Raw genomic sequence first — 22,364 nt, 5'->3', positions numbered from 1 at the left:
GAAGTTAATTGATTAATCAAGGGGGGAATAATTAAATGAACCTTGGAAATGTTAGTGAGCTTATCGCCCAATATAAGGGCGGTAAGCTACGTAAATCCGAAATCAAAAATATTCTTCATAGGATGCAAAACGAATGGAAGAAACAACCGTTGTCAGAAGGTCAAAAAGGTCTTTGGGCTATCCAGAAATCAAATAAAGAATCGTCAGCTTATCATATTCCTTTATGTTTTCGGGTCGTTGACTTGGATCTGAGCTGCTTTACAAATGCATGTCATTTTATCCTAGAACAGTATCCGATTTTGAATGCGGTGTTCACAATGGAGGGTGCTACTCCTTATCAGGTTGATTCAAAGCACAAATCTCTGAGTTTGACGCTAGAGGACGTCCATTCACTGTCAGAGGCTGACTTAATCACACATATTCAGAACCGGATGCAAATGCCTTTTGACTTGGAAAAGGGTCCCCTTTTCCGAGTGTCCGTATTTAAAAACTCTGGCAGCGAAAGTATCGTCCTGATCACGATACACCACATTATTATTGATGGAGGGTCTGTACCGGTTCTGCTTCAAACGTTGTTTGAAGCTTATGAAACCTACATGAATGGGCGCAAGCCAGAAGTTAAGACATTAGACTCAACTTATGCTGATTATGTTGAAAGAGAGCAAGCGCTGATAAATATGAACGGCAGTGCCTATCTGGCATATTGGGAAGATAAGCTGAAACAGCCTTCGCCACGACTAAACTTACCACTGGATAAAGCTCGCTCATCTGTAAAGTCTACAACAGGTGATATATGGAGTCAGCATATTGACATAGTTCAAGGAGAGCGCCTAAAAAGTTTTGCAGCCAAACAGGGAGTATATGTTTGGACTGTCATTCTCGCGGCGTTTAATGTGTTATTGCACAAATATTCAGGCCAGAATGACATTATGGTCGGTATGCCTGTTAACCAGCGCAACGAGAAGCGTTTTGAGAAGTTGATTGGATTTTGCATAAATATGATGCCTGTGCGCAGCAAAATCAGCATGGAAACTTCGTTTGAAAGCTATTTGGACAGGCTCCAGAACGACGTCATTGACGGGATGGCATGCAGCTATCCTTTTCCATTATTAGTTAGAAAATTAAACCTTGGTTACGACTCTGTCCTGTCACCTCTATTTCAGACTTCTTTCGTATATCAAGATGTACTCGACCCGCTTTTAAGAGAAGAGCATGGTTTCACATTGATGGATGAAATTCAGCAGCAGAGTGAATACGAAATTACACTTGAAGTGATGAATAAGCCCGATGGTATGCTGTTGAACTGGAAGTATGATTCAAGTATTTTCGAGCAATCTACGATCGAACGTATGGGGCAACATTTTACAAATATAGTAGAGAGTATATTAGTAGATCCATCTGCAAAAATCTGTGAAATCTCAATGTTATCTCAACAAGAAGCAGATCTGATCATGAACGAGTGGAATAGCTCAGAAGTCCAGTATCCGCAAGATATGTGCATCCATCAGCTATTCGAGCGAAAAGCCCTCAAGAGACCTCAAGATATAGCCGTTATGGACAGCACTGATCATATTAGCTACAAAGTATTAAATCAAAAGGCTGATGCACTGGCTGCCTACCTTTCCTTTGAAGGAATCGGGACTGGGAGTCTTGTTGCCGTTTGTGTCGAACGTTCATTGAATATGGTTGTTGCGCTACTAGGAATTCTAAAGACGGGTGCTGCCTACGTTCCAATTGACCCGAACACTCCCCATGAGCGGGTTGGGTATATTCTTAAGGACTCAGGTGTAAAAATAGCACTGGTACATGGAAAAACTAATCATTTCTTGGATAACGTCCTAATGCAATGTGGAACGGCGTTGGAGGATATTCGTCTTGTTGACCTGGATATACAATGTGAGCAGATATACAGCACTTCGCCGGAGAGTGATGTGTACGTAAATAACGTTGATATCGATAATCCGGCCTATGTGATCTATACCTCAGGTACAACAGGTGCGCCAAAAGGTGTATGTGTTACACATAGAAGCATTCTAAATACACTGTATTTCCTAGAACAAGAATATCCTCTAGGAAAGGAAGATAGATATCTCCTTAAAACGAACTATACTTTTGATGTATCAATCGCTGAACTTTTTGGTTGGTTTGTAGGGGATGGTTGTCTGGTTATCGCACCACCAGGAGCTGAGAAGTCTCCAAGCAAGCTTGTTGATTGCGTGATTCGGTTCGGGATTACTCATATCAACTTCGTACCGTCCATGTTAAGCTTGTTTTTTGATGCTGCGAAAGAGAATTATCAGCAGGGAGAAAGCAGGTCTCTTAAATACATATTGGTCGCTGGTGAAGCCTTCCCTAAAGAACTAGCCGATAAATGCGTATCCCTGTTTGATGGAGCACGTGTGGAAAACGTGTACGGTCCAACGGAAGCCTCAATTTATGCAACTTATTTCTCTTGTAAAAATAGTAATAGCAACAATACAAACATTCCGATTGGAAGGCCGATTGCTAATACAAAGCTATATATTTTGGATCGGGTAACAAACGGGCTTTCGCCAATCGGAGTACCTGGTGAGCTGTGTATTGCGGGACCTGGTTTAGCAATGGGCTATTTAAACAATGAGGAACTTACCAATAAGGTATTTATAGAAAACCCACTTGTTCCCGGTGAAAGAATATATCGCACCGGTGATTTGGCTCGTTGGCGGTCAGATGGTGTTGTTGAATATATGGGCCGCCTTGATTTTCAGGTCAAGGTGAGAGGGTTTCGGATTGAATTGGAAGAGATTGAATATCATCTTGCTCACCATGACTATATTAAAGAGTGTGCCGTTGTTGTTAGAGGGTCGGAAGATACGGCTCAGTTGGTTGCGTATTATGTACCAGTTGCAACAAGCATGAAATCGACATCTGAAGATGCACACACTCTTAAGAAATATCTTGCCAGTAAGCTACCTGCCTATATGGTACCGGATTTCGTAATACAGCTTGAACATTTACCACTTACTTTAAACGGCAAGTTAGATAGAAAATTTTTGATGAATCGAACAATTACGATACACCAAAAACCACAGACTTCTGCTAGAGAAAATGTTACACAAGATCGAGTTCTAAGCATTTGGAAAGATGTTTTAAATATCGAAAACCTAGAGCCCACAGATGCCTTTTTTGAGGCTGGTGGTAACTCTTTGCTTGCAGTGACGCTGGCAGAAAGGATCAGCACTGAATTCAACGTATCTTTTGATTCTACAGACCTGTTTACATATCCAAATGTCAATTCGATCTGTAAGTATTTGTCTGAAACGGGAAGCGTACAGGTTTCTATTGAGGAGGAGGCTGAATGTCCTCTTGATAGTTACTCTGCCCATGCAAAGGGATGTCCACAGTATTATAAAGAAAGTGCGGCAGTCATCGGAATATCATGTCATTTCCCTGGTGCCCGTAATTATAAAGAATTTTGGAATAATCTGATGGATGGAAAAAATTCAGCAGTCTACTTTGACGACAATGTATTACGGAAGTCAAATATTCCTCCGGATATTTTGGGAAATCCAAATTATGTCCCTGTGAATATTGGTCTAGAGGAGAAAGAGAGCTTTGACGGCGAGTTTTTCAAGCTGTCACCTAGTCATGTTGCTCTTATGGATCCCCAATTCCGTCAACTTTTGCTTCATGCATGGAGGGTTGTGGAAGATGCGGGCTACTATCATAAAAACATTCCGAATACAGGTGTATACGTAACCACAGCGAACCACAATTACGGTGCATTAAGTGAATATAGTTTTAGAACGAAGGAAGTTACGGAATCCCCCGAACAGTACTTGGCATGGGTATTGTCCCAAAGTGGATCCGTCTCTTCGATGATCTCCTATCAGCTAGGTTTTACAGGACCAAGCCTATCGGTCCATTCTAACTGTTCATCATCAATGAGCGCTCTTGATCTAGCGTTTCAAGCCTTGATGAGCGGGAAGATTGATTACGCTATTGTAGCTGCAGGGGGAATATCTCATTTAGACCGAAAAGGATATATCTATCAGCCTGGGCTTAATTTCTCCAGCGATGGACAGATCAAGACGTTTGATAGTAACGCGGACGGTATGATGGGAGGAGAGGGCGTTGGTGCAATCCTGTTAAAACGCGCGTCTGATGCTGTAGAAAGCAACGATCATATTTACGGCATACTAAGAGGAGTAGCTACCAATAGTGACGGTGGTGACACCCCTGGTTTTTATAGCCCTAGCGCCAACGGTCAAGGGAAAGTCATACAGAAAGTGATTGAACAAACAAAGGTTAGCCCGGATACCATCACATACGTGGAAGCACATGGCACCGGAACTAAGTTAGGTGACCCGGTTGAGTTTAAGGCACTCACGGATGTTTATCGACGTTATACCTCCAAAAACTCATTTTGCGTTATAGGATCGCTTAAACCTAATATTGGTCATCTTGATACGGCAGCAGGTCTAGCTGGATGTATCAAGGTTTTGCTCGCGTTACAAAACAAGCAAATTCCGCCTTCAATCAATTATTCAGCACCAAATCCCAAAATCGATGTAGAACAATCACCGTTTTACATTGTGAAGGACGCCATTCAGTGGTCAGTTGATGAATATCCGCGTAGAGCTGCAGTAAGCTCTATCGGACTTGGCGGAACAAACGGACATGCTATTTTTGAAGAATATGTGGACATGCTTTCCTATAAGAATGACATCGAATCTTGTGACAACGATAATGGGTTTATTGTACCGGTGTCGGCTCACAAGGAATTGATACTATCATCCTATGTCAATGCGTTATATGAGTACGTACAGACTTTAGACTCTGGCAACGATCGAACTCAATCCCAGCGCTTGCTGGCTAACATAGCTTATACATTCCAGACGGGACGCGCCCAGATGAAATATCGTGTTGCCTTTGTTGTGCAAAACCTTGCCCAGTTCTTGGAGGGCATGCAACAATATCTGCATGGGAACCAATCATCCTTGTATGTAACAGGGTTGCGGGAGAAAAACAGCAACCACGTGGTAGTGGAAAAGCATGCTTCTAATATGACAATAAGAGATAATGTGTCTGAAATTGTGCAGGCATGGGTTTCTGGTGCAAATATAGACTGGACTATTTATTATCCGCCTGCAGTTTTTAAACGTATGAGTTTACCGACCTATCCGTTTGAATTGAAATCGTACGACTGGCCACAACAGAATTCAGATACGCATAAAAATACAAGTTTAGTAGGTAGCCCAATTCACTCTCTGCTTCACCGAAATGTATCTACGTTTGATCAAATCAAATATAGGTCTTTTTTTAGTGGGCGTGAATTTTTTCTGGCCGACCATATTGTAGACGGTCGAATGTTAATGCCTGCAGTTGCCGTACTGGAAATGGCTCGGGCTGCAATAACGAATGCCATGCAATGTGAAGACGAAATGGAACCACATATAAAGTTCAAAAATATATCGTGGATACGTCCGATATACATTCTTGAAACGGGTATTGTATTGGACGTAGAGCTGGTTCGTGTTAACTCAGGTAAGGATGACAGAATCAAATTCAGCATTGTTAGTGTTGAAAAGAATGAACTTGTTCAGCATGCAGAAGGCGAAGCGATTATTTTACCACTTAAGAGAGAAGCGAGCGCTGACGTGAAGGCGCTGTTGAACAAAGCTACGGGAATATCTATCCCAAAAGACGTTTGTTATGACTACATTAAGCTAGCAGGTATTGATTACGGAGATTCATTTAAGATTGTAGATATTGTTCATCGAGGTATAGAGGCAGGTGCTCCATTTGCAATCGGAGAATTGCGGTTACCGGATGCATTGTCCTCTACATCCAGTCAGTATCTTCTACACCCAAGTATGTTGGATGGTGCCATTCAGACTTCCATAGGACTCGTATCGGATCAGGTTGTTGGTAGAATGAAACAACAAGATACATCGGTCTTTCAGAAACAGGACATTATGATTCCGTTTTCAATGAAATCTATGGAGATCTATGGATCTTGTAAAGAGCACATGTATTCGATCGTTCGCGATGGTAACTCGTCCCAAAAAAGCACGTTTTCTAAGTTGCTCGATATCGACTTAGTAGATAAGAATGGAATGATATGCGTGAGAATGAGAGGAGTCGGTTATCGGAAATTTTCCGATAGTAGAATTCATTCTAGGAATGTGACACAACCGCAAACAGCCAAGCAGCATACAATCATTCCGGTATGGAAGCCTGTCTGCTTATCTGAAGGTGGAAAAGTATTTTCAGCCAACCATACTGAAGCTGAACTAGGGACTACATTAGTATTCTATACAAGTGATAAGTATTACTTAGAGATTAAAAAGAAAATAAGTGGAGAATGCCGTCATATCCTGATTAAGCCGGCAGATACAATCGACGTACTACAAGGTATGATTGAATCAGAAAATGTGAGCCATATTATATGGTTTGCTCCCGCTGGATCAGATTCAAATTCACATGTCAGAAATTTAATAGAAGATCAAGAATCTGGAACATTTCATTTATTTCGATTGATAAAGGCATGTTTACACTTAGGCTATGGTGTTAAAAAGCTACGTTGGACCGTGGTAACATTCTCCTCTCAAAAGATTAAAACGGATGATCAGGTAAACCCTGCTCATGCAGGAGTTCATGGCTTGATCAGTAGCATGGCGAAAGAGTATGCCCACTGGGATATTGCGCTTCTTGATGTACCGAGTGACATGCCTGTTCCATTAGACGAAATTGTTTCCATACCTTCCACAAATGGGAAGACGCTTGGGTTACGTAACAATCAATGGTTTGCTCAGGAGTTAATGACCGTGCAAACACAGCCGAATTATACAGCAGGCTATCGAGAGTGCGGCGTGTATGTAGTTATCGGCGGCGCAGGAGGGATCAGTGAACTCTGGACTCGATACATGATTGAACATTACCGGGCAAGTGTAGTATGGATTGGGCGTCGACCTATGGATCAGCATATTCGACAACAACTTGATTCTATAAGCAAATTCGCTGATAAACATAATGCAATTGTACCTATTTACATTTCAGCGGATGCGTGTGATCGTTCACAATTAACACGTGCGTATGAAAGAATACGTGAAATATATCCGACTATTAACGGTGTTGTTCACTCAGCCATCGTACTGGCCGACAAAAGTCTTGCTTATATGGATGAAGAATGTTTTAAATCCGTGATGTCAGTTAAAGTTGACGCCAGTGTCAATATGGTTGAGGTATTTTTACAAGAGAGACTGGACTTCATTCTGTTCTTTTCTTCAATTGAATCATTTGTTAGAGAAGCAGGACAGGCCAATTATGCAGCAGGATGTACGTTTATAGATTCTTTTGCGCAGGCACTTGGTAGCGATACGGATTGGTTTAAAGAAAAGGCACAGATTAAAACCATGAACTGGGGATATTGGGGGACCGTTGGTGTAGTTTCTGATGATTTTTATAAGGAAAGAATGGCAGCCTTGGGATTTGATTCTTTAGAAACGGATGAAGCTATGACCCATCTCCAGAGATTCCTTTCCGGTCCTTTTTCTCAGATTTCTCTTGTAAAAACGCTTAAAGATGATGCACTTGAACTTCTGGGGGATTTAGGAAACGCTCGTCAGTTAGTTGCAACCATTCCCAATGTGCTTGAGGATAAACATATATGGAGCAATATTGGGGGAGATGCAGCACAGATTAATGCTCTAATGGAAACCTTGCCTCCACAGTCTATGCAAGATATGACCCTAAACCTTATATGTGGAATATTAAAGGATTTATCAAGAAGTTCCGAAACAGGGGACTCGAAACTTAATCTGCCAAGTTTGTATCGGATGTTACCAAAAAATATGCATCGTTGGTTGGATGAAAGTAAAAGGCAACTCCTGCTTAAAGGGTTTGCCAAACAGGATAACGGCGGAAATCTTGTGCTTGACGAGTCTCTAGCACGATCCACAAACGTGATGTGGCATCAATGGGAAAGTGAAAAGCAAGCGTGGTTAAAAAATAAAAATCTTACACCACATGTCCGATTGGTAGAGAACTGTCTTAAAGGACTTAAAGACGTGCTACTAGGCCAAAAGAAAGCAACTGACATTATCTTTCCAAACTCATCTATGGATGCCCTTGATGGGATCTATAAGGGAAGCCCGGTTGTTGACTACTTTAATCTGGAACTGAGCAGAACCCTCTGTGACGTTATCAAGTCACAATTGATCCATCGTCCAGATGCTAGATTTCGGATCCTTGAAGTAGGGGCTGGAACTGGTGGTACAACGACAAACGTGTTAGCGGCACTAGAACCATTTTCCGACTCGATTGATGAGTACTGCTATACTGATATTTCAAAAGCATTTCTTAACCATGCAGAAGAAACTTTCTTAAAAAATTATCCTTATCTAAAAACGAGAATTCTCAATATAGAAGATAACCCGGTCGATCAGGGCTTCGAGGAAGGTTATTATGATGTAGTAATCTCAACGAATGCCCTGCACGCGACTTCTAATATCCGTAAAACAATGCTCAATATTAAGTCAGTCATGAAGAATAATGCTGTTGTGCTGCTAAATGAAATGTGCAGCAACAATATCCTTGCCCACGTAACATTTGGGTTGCTTGATGGATGGTGGTTATATCGGGATGGAGAGGTGAGAATTCCCGGAAGCCCGGGTCTGACTGGTGAGTCATGGATCGATATATTGTCAGAACTCGGATTTATCAATGCCACACTCCCTGATATAAAAGCAAAATGCCTTGGACAACAAGTTATTGTTGCAGCGAGTAATGGCATTATATTTGATAGTGATTTCTATACTCGTACAACTACGCCAACCTACCAGGATGTAAAAGGAGATGCTTATGCTGATTTAAGCCCAGTCTCCCGATCAGGTGTTGAGCGTACTGCTGCACAGACCTCAAACAAGGATCTGTTAATAGAAATGACGCAAACCTACTTAATCAGATTGATCAGCGAGGCACTAAATGTTCCCGAGTCCGAGTTGGATGTTGATACTGATCTTGAGGAATACGGTCTTGACTCCATTCTGGTTGTAAAGATAAATAACGAACTTGCGAACCGGTTCAACAATTTAGACAGCTCGCTATTGTTTGAATATAAGTGCATATCTGCACTTACTAACTATCTTATCTCGGAAAGGTTTGAAGAGTTACAAGTCTTAATGGGCAACAGCGGATCCTTGGGTGAAGGTACTGACTCTGAATCGGAGTTAAGAAAGCGTTGTGCGAACTATTTGAAGTCCATTATCGGCAAGACGTTAAAAGTGGAAATTACGGATATAGATGAATATAGGAGTTTGTTTGATTATGGACTCGACTCTATCTTAGTCGTAAAAATAAATAATGATCTATCGTCTAATTTCAAAGAACTTGAATCTTCCCTAGTGTTTGATCACCCGACGATATCCGAATTGGTGAATTATTTGATCTCGACAAGGAAGGAAGAGCTCGCCAATGTCTTAGGCATGGTTTCCGAGCATATAGTGACGAACTCTCAATTCGGTGCTGAGTCAATAGAAAGTCATAGCAGGATATCACTAGATTCCTCCATAAGCAAATCTGTAAAAATGGCATCTACTATACAGCCTAAGATTGCTATAGTTGGGCTGAATGTACGGATGCCAGGTGCAGCAAATGTCGACGAATTTTGGGAGAAGATTGCTAACGGCATTAATTGTATTACACCATTCCCAGCGGACAGATGGTGGTATGACGATACCCCGATTGAGAACAAGTATGGCGGATTTTTGGAAGATGTGGGCTGTTTTGATGCACCGTTCTTTGGTATTTCAGAAAAAGATGCGGCGATGATGGATCCTCAAGAGCGAGTGTTCATTGAAACGGTGTACGGAGCGATTGAGGATGCCGGCTATACCCCTGAGAATCTGGCCGATTCACGCAAGATTGGTGTGTTCGTAGGCGTTATGAATGCTACTTATAACAAGCGTGCATCTTATTCATCGATCGCCAATCGTACTTCTTATCTGTTTGACTTTCAGGGTACCAGCCTTGCAGTTGATACGGCATGCTCTTCGTCGTTGACGGCAATTCATCTAGCAGTTGAAAGCATACTCAGAGGCGAAAATGAATGCGCGATCGCTGGTGGTGTAAACTTGCTTTTAAATATGGATCATTTCAAGCTTTTGTCAGACTTGAACATGCTTACTCCAGACCAAACATGCAGACCATTTGCGGAAAATGCTAATGGTTTTTTGGTTTCCGAAGGTGTCGGTGCAGTTGTATTGCGTCCATTAGAAAAAGCAATAGAAAATGGAGACCATATTTACGGCATCATTAAAGGAAGCGCAGTTAACGCTAGCGGCAGATCGTATAAGTATAATGTTTCGAATATGAAAGCCCAGGTGGATGTTGTCGTCGAGGCTATGAAAAATGCTGATGTCACGCCAAATGCACTCAGCTACATCGAAACCCATGGTACAGGTACATCTCTTGGAGATTCTATAGAGGTATCTGCACTTAAGCGCGCATTTCAGACAGAATCTGACGGTAGTGAGCGCTGTGCAATCGGTTCTGTTAAGTCAAACATCGGGCATAGTGAAAGTGCCTCTGGTATGGCTGCATTAGCAAAAGTGCTAATGCAACTCAAACACCGTAAGCTGGCTCCATCAATCAATTGTGAAGAACTCAATAACGGGATTATCTTTTCAAATACCCCGTTCTACGTACAGCGAGAGTTGACTGATTGGGTACCCCCTGTTCAAAAAGACGGCAATCCCACTCTTATAGCGGGTATTTCCTCTTTTGGAGCCGGCGGTTCTAACGCGCATATGATTATCGAGGAATACCATCCTGAATCGTTGTACCAGCATCTTGGAGAGGTTACGCATTCGCGTAAAACAGTGCTGATACCTTTATCTGCTCAAAATATAGAGAGACTTGAAATAATCATCAGCAATCTCGTTCATTATTTGGATAAATGCAAGTATAACCTTGAAGATATTGCCTATACTTTGCAGCTCGGACGTGAACATTTGGAAGCCCGTATTCTGTTTAGCGTCTCATCAGTAGAAGAGTTGGTGACTAAGCTTCAATCTGTGCTGAACAACGGTTTGACTGATGTGGTAATGATCAAGCATCTAGATAAATTAGCCAGAGAATATGCCAAAAACGAAGCCGGACAAGAGTCGATCATTGCCGCGATTAAGTCTTATGACGAGGAATTGATCTCAGCTCATTGGCTGGGTGGTCACCCAGTGCCTTGGGATTTGCTCTATTCATTTGCGCGTCCATATCGCGTCAGTTTGCCCACGTACCCATTTAAAAAGCTATTTTATTGGGAGACGGAGCCTAAGGAAGTGTGTGAAATTAGTGAGAAACAATCTAAAATTGACGCTCTTCATATATCGACAGCGCCAGTGAAGCATTCATCAAAAGAGCGCCTTTTCGAGGCAGAAACAAGCTTATTCAGTGTGGCCCAAATGTTTCTAGCAAATGCGATTGAAGAAGAGACTTCCTATCCAATGAAAGCAAGCAGTTTCGAAACAAGCTTTCTTGACTTGAATTTGCCTTCAAAATCGTTAATCCGTATTACACAGCTGATTAGAAAACAAATTGATGCACAGTTTGACTCAGCGAGCATTTTTGAGTACTCCACAGTCAATGCATTGGCTTCCTATCTGAGCGAAACGTGCCCGGATAGAATTCAGGCACTCATAAAACGCACGGATGAGCACCATAGTAGTGAACATCATTCTTCTATTGATGAGCCGGGTGCGGAGAAATATGCTTACCCGCTGTCTTCATCTCAACAAGGCATTTGGGCGTTGCAAAAAGCGTTTCCGGAATCTAGTTCCTATAATGTACCAATGTGCTTTCGGACAAGCCAGCTTGATCGAAAGTCACTGGAGAGAGCGTATCAGTACACGTTGACTCAACATCCAATATTAACCAGTGTAATTGGTGAGAAGAATGGCGAGCTAATCATGATTGAAAACTCAGGTTCTGCGCCTAACATCGTAGAAGCAGATTTAACACATATGAGTGAGTCCGAAGCACTAGCATATATGAAACAGGAGTCAAGCCAGCCTATTAGCTTAGATGAAGGACCAATATGTAGGCTTCATGTCTATCGCACATCTGGCAATGCAGCTTTCATCTTGTTTAATGTGCACCACATTGTGTTTGATGGACAGTCTGCAATTGTGTTTATGAAAACCCTTTTCAAGTCTTATCAAACTGTAACAGATGGGGGGGTTCTTTCCACTCAAGCGTCAGTTGCTACATACAGCGATTTTGTCAGTCAAGAACAGCAACTGGTGACAAGTGAAGAGGGGACCAGCCGATTAGATTACTGGAAAAGGCAATTACACAACGCGCCTACGCCAATCGAGCTATACACGGATCACCCCCGAAAAGATAAGTTTCTTGTGTCAAAGGGTGGTGCTACCTTGAAGTATAGTATGTCTGCTGAAGAGAGTCGTGCTGTAATACAAACGGCGCATCGTCTAAATGTTTATTCATCAACCGTGTTCATGACTATGCTCAATGTTTTACTTTACGTCCACACCCAACAACGGGACATTGTTGTGGGCATGCCTATAAACTGCCGTGATGGGCAGCTTTATGAAAATGTAATTGGTAATTTCGTAAACATGATTCCTGTCAGGACTTGCATTAATGATCAGGACAACTTGGATACTCTATGTAAGAATTTACAACGTGCAGTCATTAACGGCGTATCGAACAGCTACCCGTTTCCGCTTTTAATACGAAAACTTGGGCTTACGGCGGATTCTGGTTCTGCGCCGCTGTTCCAAATTGCTTATATGTATCAGGATTGGGCAGATACAGAATCAGTAGGTAGACATTCTTTTCAGTATGTAGAGGGAATTCATCAAGAGGGGGAGTATGAGCTAGTTCTTGAGGTCATCGAACCTTCCAATCCGGATAAAAACTATGCCCTTAATTGGAAATATAACGATGAATTATTTGATGAGGAGACGATCAGTTGTCTAAGTAGTCATTTCCTTCAGTTGCTCAATACGTTCATCAGCAATCCTGCTCAACCCGTTGATGCCGTTTCGGTGATGTCTAAGGCTGAAGCTGACCGAGTGTTGAACCAATGGAATGACACAAAAACCGATTACCCGCGTGAAATGTGTGTTCACCAGCTTTTTATGAGAAAAGCAAAGGAAGTACCTCATGCGACTGCGTTGGTATATGATGATACCCACGTTAGCTATGCTGAATTGGACGAAAGAAGTAACGAACTTGCATCCTACTTACAGCAGCTCGGTGTCGGCCCGAACAAATTGGTTGCTGTCTATGTGGATCGCTCCGTGGAACTCGTTGTCTTGTTGTTGGGGGTATTAAAATCAGGCGCTGCATATGTTCCTCTTGACCCTGAATATCCGGATGAGCGAGTTGCCCATATTTTATCTGATTCTGGTGCAAAAATTGTGTTGACGCGATCTTCGTTTGCTACAAAGCTAAAAAGGATTGTCGGCGATTTGGATGTTATAACCAAGCCTCTAATTACAACGATAGACGAAGAGGCCCCGCAAGAGGTTTCCATGATTCATGAAATGCAGAGTACAACTAGTCTGGCAACCAGTGATGATCTCGCATACGTCATTTATACGTCCGGTAGCACTGGTAAACCTAAGGGCGTAATGGTTCATCATCAAGCTCTGACAAACTTTTTATTTTCGATGGCGAAGGAACCCGGTCTAGGCGTGGACGACATCATGCTGGCCGTCACAACACATTGCTTTGACATTTCTGTGTTAGAGTTATTTTTGCCTTTGATTCAGGGGGCTACGTGTTATATCTGTGATACTGCCACCTCTAAAAATGGAGATTCCTTAAAGGCGCTCATAGAAAAAGTTCGCCCGACCATTATGCAAGCTACGCCGTCTACTTGGTCGATGTTGTTTTATTGTGGATGGCGCAATCCGGAGAAACTCAAAATCCTGTGTGGTGGAGAGGCAATGTCTACATCACTCAGGCAGCAGATTTGTGACTTGGGCACAGACGCTTGGAATCTTTACGGCCCGACAGAAACTACTGTCTGGAGTACGGTGAACAGAGTGAGTGCCAATGGGCCTATGACTATCGGCAAGCCAATTGCTAACACGCAAATCTATATTTTAAATGATCGCGGTAAACCAAATCCTGTGGCAGTTCCAGGAGAGCTTTGTATTTCAGGGGATGGAGTTTCAAAAGGATATTGGAACCGTCCGGAGTTGAGTGCAGAAAAGTTCATTGATAACTCACTTACATCAACTGGGAGACTGTACAAAACCGGTGATCTGGCACGCTGGAGACCTGATGGCAGCATCGAATATCTTGGACGCATTGACTCTCAAGTAAAGCTCAGAGGATATCGCATAGAGCTGGGGGAGATAGAGGCCCAATTAATGAATCATTCGGCTATAGACCAGTGTGCAGTCGTTGATAAGGTTCTCGGGGAAGAAAAACAGCTCGTTGCTTATTTTACGAGTCGGTCATCCAATACTAGAGATACACAAGTAGATGAGCTTGAGTTGAAAACTTATCTTGCTAAAAGGTTGCCGGGATATATGGTACCAGCATATTTTGTCGCACTTGACAAATTGCCGCAGACACCAAATGGAAAATTGGATAGGAAGCAGCTAAGAAGCTTGCCGATATCAAATAGACGACCAACTGAAACGGCAAATGAGAGAGGATACAACGTAAGCGCTATACTAGCTATCTGGCAAAATGTATTGGGGATAGAGAATATACGTGCTGACGAAGGCTTTTTTGAAGTCGGCGGAAGCTCGGTGTCTGCTGCAATCGTTGCCAACAAGATAAGTAAGACATTCCAAGTTTCGTTCTCGGTAACTGATATGTTTAAATATTCGAAGGCTCGGGATATAGCCGCATATTTGGGTAGAATCGGAAATGAAAGCAAGGTTGCCGTTACATCTTTAAAAGATATAGACCACGAAAAAGAGAAAGAGGGGCAGCAAATTAAATCGGATACATTACCTGATTACTACAAGAACAGTGTGGCAATTATCGGGATCTCATGCCAATTCCCTGGTTCAGATAATTATACGCAGTTTTGGAATAACCTTGTAAATGGTGTGGAAAGCGTTAGGTTCTACTCGCAAGATGAACTAAAAGAGATGCATATGAATCCTGACGTAATAAAGGATAAGCGTTTTGTTCCAGCCCAGTCATCACTAGAAGGTAAATATGATTTTGATCCTGAGTTCTTTAAAATTTCTGCGAGAGATGCTGAACTATTGGATCCTCAGCTGCGTTTATTGTTGAGTAATTCGTGGAAAGCAATCGAAGACGCTGGGTATGTTCCATCTGAAATTTCGGATGCTGCTGTTTATATGTCTACCTGCAATTCTCAATATCATGCAGACCTTATAAACAATACGGACAAAAAGGATTCGGAAGCACTGGTCAACTTCTTGATGTCGCAAATGGGAACAATTCCAACGATGATTTCATACAAGCTAGGCTTAAAAGGGCCAAGTATGTTTATTCACACCAACTGCTCGTCTTCCTTGAGTGGGCTATCCATTGCTTTTAATGCGATACAGGCAAAACAGTGTACACATGCATTGGTAGGTGCTGCAGCTGTTTATGCGCCGACAGGTGTTGGATATCTTTATGAGGAAGGGCTCAGTTTATCTTCCGACGGTCATTGCAAAGCGTTTGATGCAAGTGCCGATGGAATGATCGGAGGCGAAGGCGTAGCTGTCCTGCTTCTGAAAGATGCAGTACAGGCTATTGAAGATAACGATAATATTTATGCGATTATTCGTGGCATCGGTATTAATAACGATGGAAACGACAAATCTGGTTTCTATGCACCAAGTGTTTCAGGGCAGTCGGATGTAATTAAACAGGTGTATAAAGCTACCAATATCAACCCAGATACCATTTCCTATGTGGAAGCACACGGTACTGGCACTAAGCTTGGTGACCCTATAGAAATATCTGCATTGTCTGATGCTTATCGCGAGTTTACAAGCCGGAATCAATATTGTGCAATCGGCTCCGTAAAAAGCAATATTGGTCATCTTGATGCGGCAGCTGGTCTGGCAGGATGCATCAAGACAGCGTTGGTACTTCGTAATGGCTATGTACCAACTTCTATTAACTATCAACATCCCAACCCAAATATAGCGTTTGAAACATCTCCGTTTTTTGTGGCTGCCGAGGGACGTCCACTGCAACAGAGCGATTCTCCGCTCAGAGCTGCACTGAGCTCTTTTGGGATTGGTGGAACAAACGTACATGCCATTCTTGAAGCACCAATACTTCAGGGTGACCGTACACAGCAGAAAAGAGGTCTTGTAGAAAAGCCTTCCATTGTTCCGCTTTCTGCTCTGAAGCAAGATAACCTTAAGCAGTATGTTGAAGCGATGCTGGACTTCTTGCTGTCATCGAGCGGACAAGTCAGTCTCAACTCCATAGCATATACATTGCAGGCGGGGAGGGTATCTTTGCCATGTCGGATAGTATTTCTTGTCCGGGATATTACAGAGTTGATTGAATCACTTACATTATATGTTGAAGGAAAACAGGATAACCGACGCTTCATTGGAGAAATGAGCAATAATGGCATAACCTCTATCATCAGTGATGAGGCTGATCAGGCACTCTTGTTAAATCAGTGGATTGATACGGGAAATCTCACGAAAATTGCGCAGTGGTGGGTAGCCGGGGGGAATATACATTGGTCCAGCCTGTATGGCGATCAAAGGCCACCGCGAGTGAGTGTTCCTACCTACCCATTTAGCAAAGAGATCTATTATCTTGAAAAGAGTAGCATGAAGCAGGTAATGAGCCCTGTGCCGTCAACTAAGGATGAATACTCGATTATGACATTTGAAGAATGCTGGGAAGCTTCACCGATTCAACAAACGAATTTAGTTGAAGGCAAAACAGTCGTTTGCTTTCTTCATGATTTTGAAGCACAGCAGATATTTACTGACTACGTTTCTGTGTATGCCTCCGGTTTGAATGTTATATACGTTGGCAAGGGGGACATCTTCCAAAAAGTATCAGATACGTTCTATGTTATTGATAGCAATGATCCAAATGCGGTAGTGCATTTGTTTGATGATCTTTATATGAATCGCATTGATGTTTGCTCGGTTGTCTATATGTGGACCGTAGAAGAGAATCGGGCACTGATTGATACGTCTTATGTAATAGGGGTCATTCAAATGATAGCCCGGTCACTCCTAAATATTCCTGATGTTGTTATCGCAGGAACATATGTAAATGATATTGAACAGGCGTCCCTTGATTGCTTGATTGGTATTGAAAGATCGATTAAGCAAGTGTTTACTGATACGACCGTAAGAGTGCTTCTGAGTGAGGATATGCCTGATCTAGAATATTGGGCGCCAATTGTGGTAAAAGAATTATCCAGCACGAAGCGCACCAGTGCATTATATAGCGATGGGGTTAGGTATAGTAGTGTAATCCGTCCTGTCTCGATCCCTAGCGATCCGGGAACACCCATCGTTCCTGGCGGTACTTACGTTGTTGCAGGTGGAACTGGAGGTATTGGTAGAAAGCTAACTGAGTATCTCGTTACTAATTATAATGCTCAGATTATCCTGATCGGTAGAAGCGATTATGATATCACCTCTGCCAAATGGATACAGAACCTAGGCGAAAAATCAAAGCTCATAACGTATTGGCAAGTTGATATAAGCGATGCCGATGCATTAAGCCAGCATTATGAAGTTTACAGGAAGAATAATACGTCCGTTAACGGGGTATTTCACGTAGCAGGAATTGCCGAAAAGTCTATTTTTACCGAAAAGAGTTTTGATGATATAAACAAAGTGTTATGTCCTAAAACCTACGGCACGCTGTCTATAGAAAAGGTTTTTGGTTCTGCATCCCTTGATTTTATTTGTCATTTTTCTTCTATTGCATCAGTTATTGGTGACTTTGGAAGTTGCGACTATGCTATTGCCAATAGGTTTCAGTCGAGCCTTACTCGAGCAAAACAGACGGACACTGAACAGTCGTTTCCCGTATACTCAATAAATTGGCCGATTTTGGAGGATGGCGGTTTGGGATCAATGGCACGCAAGGGCAAGGACAAGCACTCGATGGAAATGTATTTAACATCTAGCGCCCAGAAACCTCTTGACTTTGCCAAGATGATGAATCTGCTGTTCGCTACTCTTCAATCTGGCTGTGTTAGTCCAATCATTGTCAATGTTCAAAATAGAAGGGCAGAAAGAGTGTTGGGCGAATACCTATCGAGCGCTGTCCGAATGATCACTGTCAATCCGAGTGAGGATAACCTGACTGATAATTGTGATTGTAATGCTAAATCAGAAATCGACATTTTTACGACAGTTGCTTCCGTAGTAAAAGATATCGTCAGTTCACTTTTAAATGTTCCAATTGAGAAATTGGAATTAACCAAAAATTTTGCTGACATTGGTTTAGATTCCATTAGACTGGCTCAATTCGCCAGACTTCTCTCGGAGAGATTCGGTGTAAGCATTTTACCTTCTGTGTTCTTTGACTATACGAACATTTCCGAGTTGATTGAATACATCCTTGAGCGACACAACACTACTATTGCCTTATCATTATTGGAACAGGAATCAGAAGTTTCGGAAATAGTGACAAGTTGCCATGCAAGTGAACGACTTCTTCCTGAAGATTCACAACTTGTACGTAACAGCGAATCGAGTGACAAATGTGATGAGGACGATGATGCGATCGCAATTATTGGCATGAGCGGATTATTTCCAGAGGCAGAATCGGTCGAACTTTTTTGGAGAAATATCGTAAATGGTCGTGACTCTGTCAAAGAAATACCGAAGTCGAGATTCGATGTAAATGCGTATTATTCAGAAGAAGCTACGCCAATGACGACGAATTGTAAATGGATGGGCTCAATCGATAAGGTAGGCGAGTTCGATCCACTATTTTTTGAGATTTCGCCAAGGGAAGCCCGGACGATGGATCCACGCCAGCGCCATTTGTTACAAGAGGCATGGAAAGCCCTTGAAGACGCCGAAGTGGGCCAGAAGGAACTGGCTTGCAATACTGTAGGTGTATTTGTCGGTGCTGAGCCGGGCGACTACCATCTTGTTACTGATGATATTACGGTTACATCAAATAGTGATGCAATCCTAGCTTCTCGGTTATCTTATTTCTTAGATCTATCAGGACCGGTGCTAGCAATTAATACAGCTTGCTCGTCCGGCCTGGTCGCTGTTCATCAGGCATGTGCCAGCTTGCGAGCAGGTGAGTGCGATATAGCTATTGTGGCTGCTGCAAATTTTGTCTTGTCGCCTGATTCCTTCATTGCATTAAGTCAGATGGGAATGCTCTCTGCGGATGGAAAATGCCACTCCTTTGACGAACACGCCAATGGAATGGTTCCTGGAGAAGCTGTTACTGTCCTAGTGCTTAAACGAAAGTCCAAAGCTGAACGTGATGGAAATTCTATCTACAGCCTAATAGTGGGAAGCGGTATTAACTACGACGGCAAAACAAATGGTATTACAGCACCTAGTGGACGTGCTCAGCAAGCGTTGATTACGTCGGTCTACCAAAAGTACAATATCAATCCTGCCGATATAGGCCATATTGTTACACATGGTACAGGAACGAGACTGGGGGATCCCGTTGAAATAAATGCCTTAATTCGTACTTTCGAGGATGTCACGGACAAAAAAGGCTATTGTGCATTAACATCAACCAAAACAAATATCGGCCATACCTTTGCGGCCTCCGGTAATGTCAGTCTAATCTCGCTTTCCGAGTCCGTTCGACATGGTGTTATCCCTGCATCGTTGAATTGTCAGAATGAGAGTGATTATATTAACTGGCACGATAGTCCGTTTTATGTAAATCATTCGACTAAGGAGTGGTCGCATTCTGGAAACGGTACACGTACGGGAGCTGTAAGTGCCTTCGGTATGAGTGGGTCCAATGCACATGTAGTCCTTCGCGAATATGTTCCAAAAACATACGTAGCTCCGGATCCTTCTCCTGGCTATTTGCTGTTATTGTCAGCGAAGACACAAGAAGCTCTTAACGCTCGAATCGCTTCAATGATTGAGCTGTTTGAACATGAAGAGATTAATCAATCTATGCTAGCTCGGATCAGTGATACTCTAGGCAAGGGACGTCATCATTTTAGATACAGGTGTGCAATCGTGGTTACTTCTGCCCGTGAAGCGTTACATGTATGGAGAGGGGTTCTCAGCGGAACGCCAGATGAACGAGTGTATGCAGGCTTAGTGGAGCGTAATTTCACTGCTGATTCTTCTGTTGTTCATGAACTTGCACACAAGTTTAAACAGTTAAAGCAGCTTGGCATCAGTCAAGAGGCTTACATTCAGCTTATTACGGACCTGGCACAACGCTATATTGAAGGATACACCCTGCCATGGCAGAAGCATGATTATCAGGCAGTTGCGAAAGGAATTTCTTTGCCTCCGTATCCATTTTTCACAAAACGTTATTGGAGCAAGCAAAAGCAGGAGATGCTCGTTTCCAGTGAGACAGACACTCATCCAGTTGGCAGCCAATCGGAGGAAAATCAAGTTCAAAAGACTGCTATCGGAAGACAACAGCACAAATCAAAGAGCTTGACGGGATTACGAAATGATTCCGGAAATAAGGGAAATATAGTTGAACTTGTATCACTAGATCACTACTTGCGCTCTTCGAGAAAGTCTGCGATCCATGTGCTTAAACCGAATGATATTGTCCTTGCTCCATTGCCGCTTTATGCAGTCGGATCGACACTCAAGTCGCGAAAGGATGAAAAAAATGCGAAAGTGCTTAAGAAGCATGATATTTTAGAAGACTTGAAGTCTGCGGCCGCCATCAATTTCAAGGGTATGGTACCTACTTTAAATAGAACGGGTGTGATGGTAGAGCATCTGATTCCATATTCCAGCGACTTCGTCGAATACGCGGGTATCTGTGGTGGAGAGGTTCTTGATATTGGATGTGCGTATGGGGTAGCAACAATCGCAGCATTGGAAAACGGCGCCAGAGTTTTCGCTGTTGACCTGGAGCAAAAACATTTAGATATCCTTGAACAGCGTATTGATGAACAATTTCGAGATCAGCTTACTTTGAAGCAAGGCAAACTCCCAAATATAGATTTTGAGGATGGACAGTTTAGTGCAATTCATGCAAGTCGTGTGATTCATTTCCTAAGTCCGGAAGAGGTGAAGATAACACTGCAGAAGATGTACCGTTGGCTCAAACCAGGTGGGAAGGTTTTCCTGAGTACAGACTCCCCATATTTTGGATATTGGCAATCCAAAGCGCCAGATTATGAGCGCCGTAAGCGGGAGGGTGATGCATGGCCCGGCTTTATCGAGAATGTAGCAGATCACTTTGATCCGGTTGATGTGCAGGGCGGGCCTAGTCTGATTAATGCACTGGATCCCGATGTATTTGAGCGGGAATGCATGGCTGCTGGCTTTACTGTGGAGAAACTTGGATTTTTCGGTAGCGTTGGTGTGGATCGCAATGCACAACATGCACCGGATTCGGGCATGGAGCATGTGGGCATTATCGCACAAAAACCGTTCTTGCCTAATAAATCGAAACTTAATCACCGTAATAGTGTTTTTTCAAAAGATGGAGTTTGTATAAACTACGAAGTATCTGGTAACGGCGGTATGACCATTGTGCTTGTCCACGGTCTAGGATGTAATTCGAGCTTCTGGGCTAATCAAATTGAGTATTTCAGTAAGAAATATCGTGTAGTTAACATTGAGTTGGCCGGTCACGGAGATTCTGGTAGCAATCGAGAAAAATGGACCATTGACGCCTATGCCAATGATGTAGCCTCAGTGGTTAACAGTCTGGAATTGACCAATATTGTGTTGGTTGGCCACTCACTAGGTGGTCCCGTTATTGTCGAAGCAGAGTACCTCATTAACGGAAACGTCATTGGTTTGATCGGAGTGGAAACTTTGCATAACGTTGAGCCAAGGCATCTTTCCGCTGAGCAATTAGAGATATATGTAGACTCTGTCTTCGAGTGTGACGCGGAGATAAAGGATATGTTTTTGCCCGGGGCAGATCCTTCATTGATCAAGCTGGTCGAATCTGTCCGGAATTTGGTAAGCAAGCATATTCTGGAAGCTTCATATCGTGGTATGGTCACATATATGCAGACTGTGAGAAACAGGATTAGAGTTCCAATAACATTGATAAATTCATCATCATGGTTAACAACTAACGTTAATGCCGCTAAACATTACGGCATTAACGTTGAATCAATTGAAAACGTTGGCCATTACAGTATGCTCGAAGCACCGGAGCGGCTCAACAAAACGATTGAAAACGTAGTTGCAAAATATAAGGTTTTGGTCACGCAATAGTAAACAAGCGGGGAG

Annotated in this window: 1 protein-coding gene; it reads left to right on the top strand. The window is 42.7% G+C overall.

All coding sequences use genetic code 11. From position 1 onward, the window contains the following. The first annotated feature begins 35 nt into the window (after positions 1-35). Positions 36-22,349 carry a non-ribosomal peptide synthetase gene (locus BrL25_RS23455; protein WP_018669861.1) on the top strand — a complete coding sequence of 7,438 codons (22,314 nt, stop codon included), beginning with the start codon at positions 36-38 and terminating at the stop codon, positions 22,347-22,349. The last annotated feature ends 15 nt before the right edge of the window (positions 22,350-22,364 follow it).

It is taken from the genome of Brevibacillus laterosporus DSM 25 (assembly GCF_002706795.1).
In the GTDB taxonomy this organism is placed as follows: domain Bacteria; phylum Bacillota; class Bacilli; order Brevibacillales; family Brevibacillaceae; genus Brevibacillus_B; species Brevibacillus_B laterosporus.
The sequence above is the reverse complement of the archived record's forward strand: the minus strand, read 5'-3'. Positions and strand labels throughout refer to the sequence as shown.

Bases quoted from the DNA above. Each gene is read 5' to 3' on its own strand.
- BrL25_RS23455 (WP_018669861.1), top strand. From the start codon at position 36: ATGAACCTTGGAAATGTTAGTGAGCTTATCGCCCAATATAAGGGCGGT.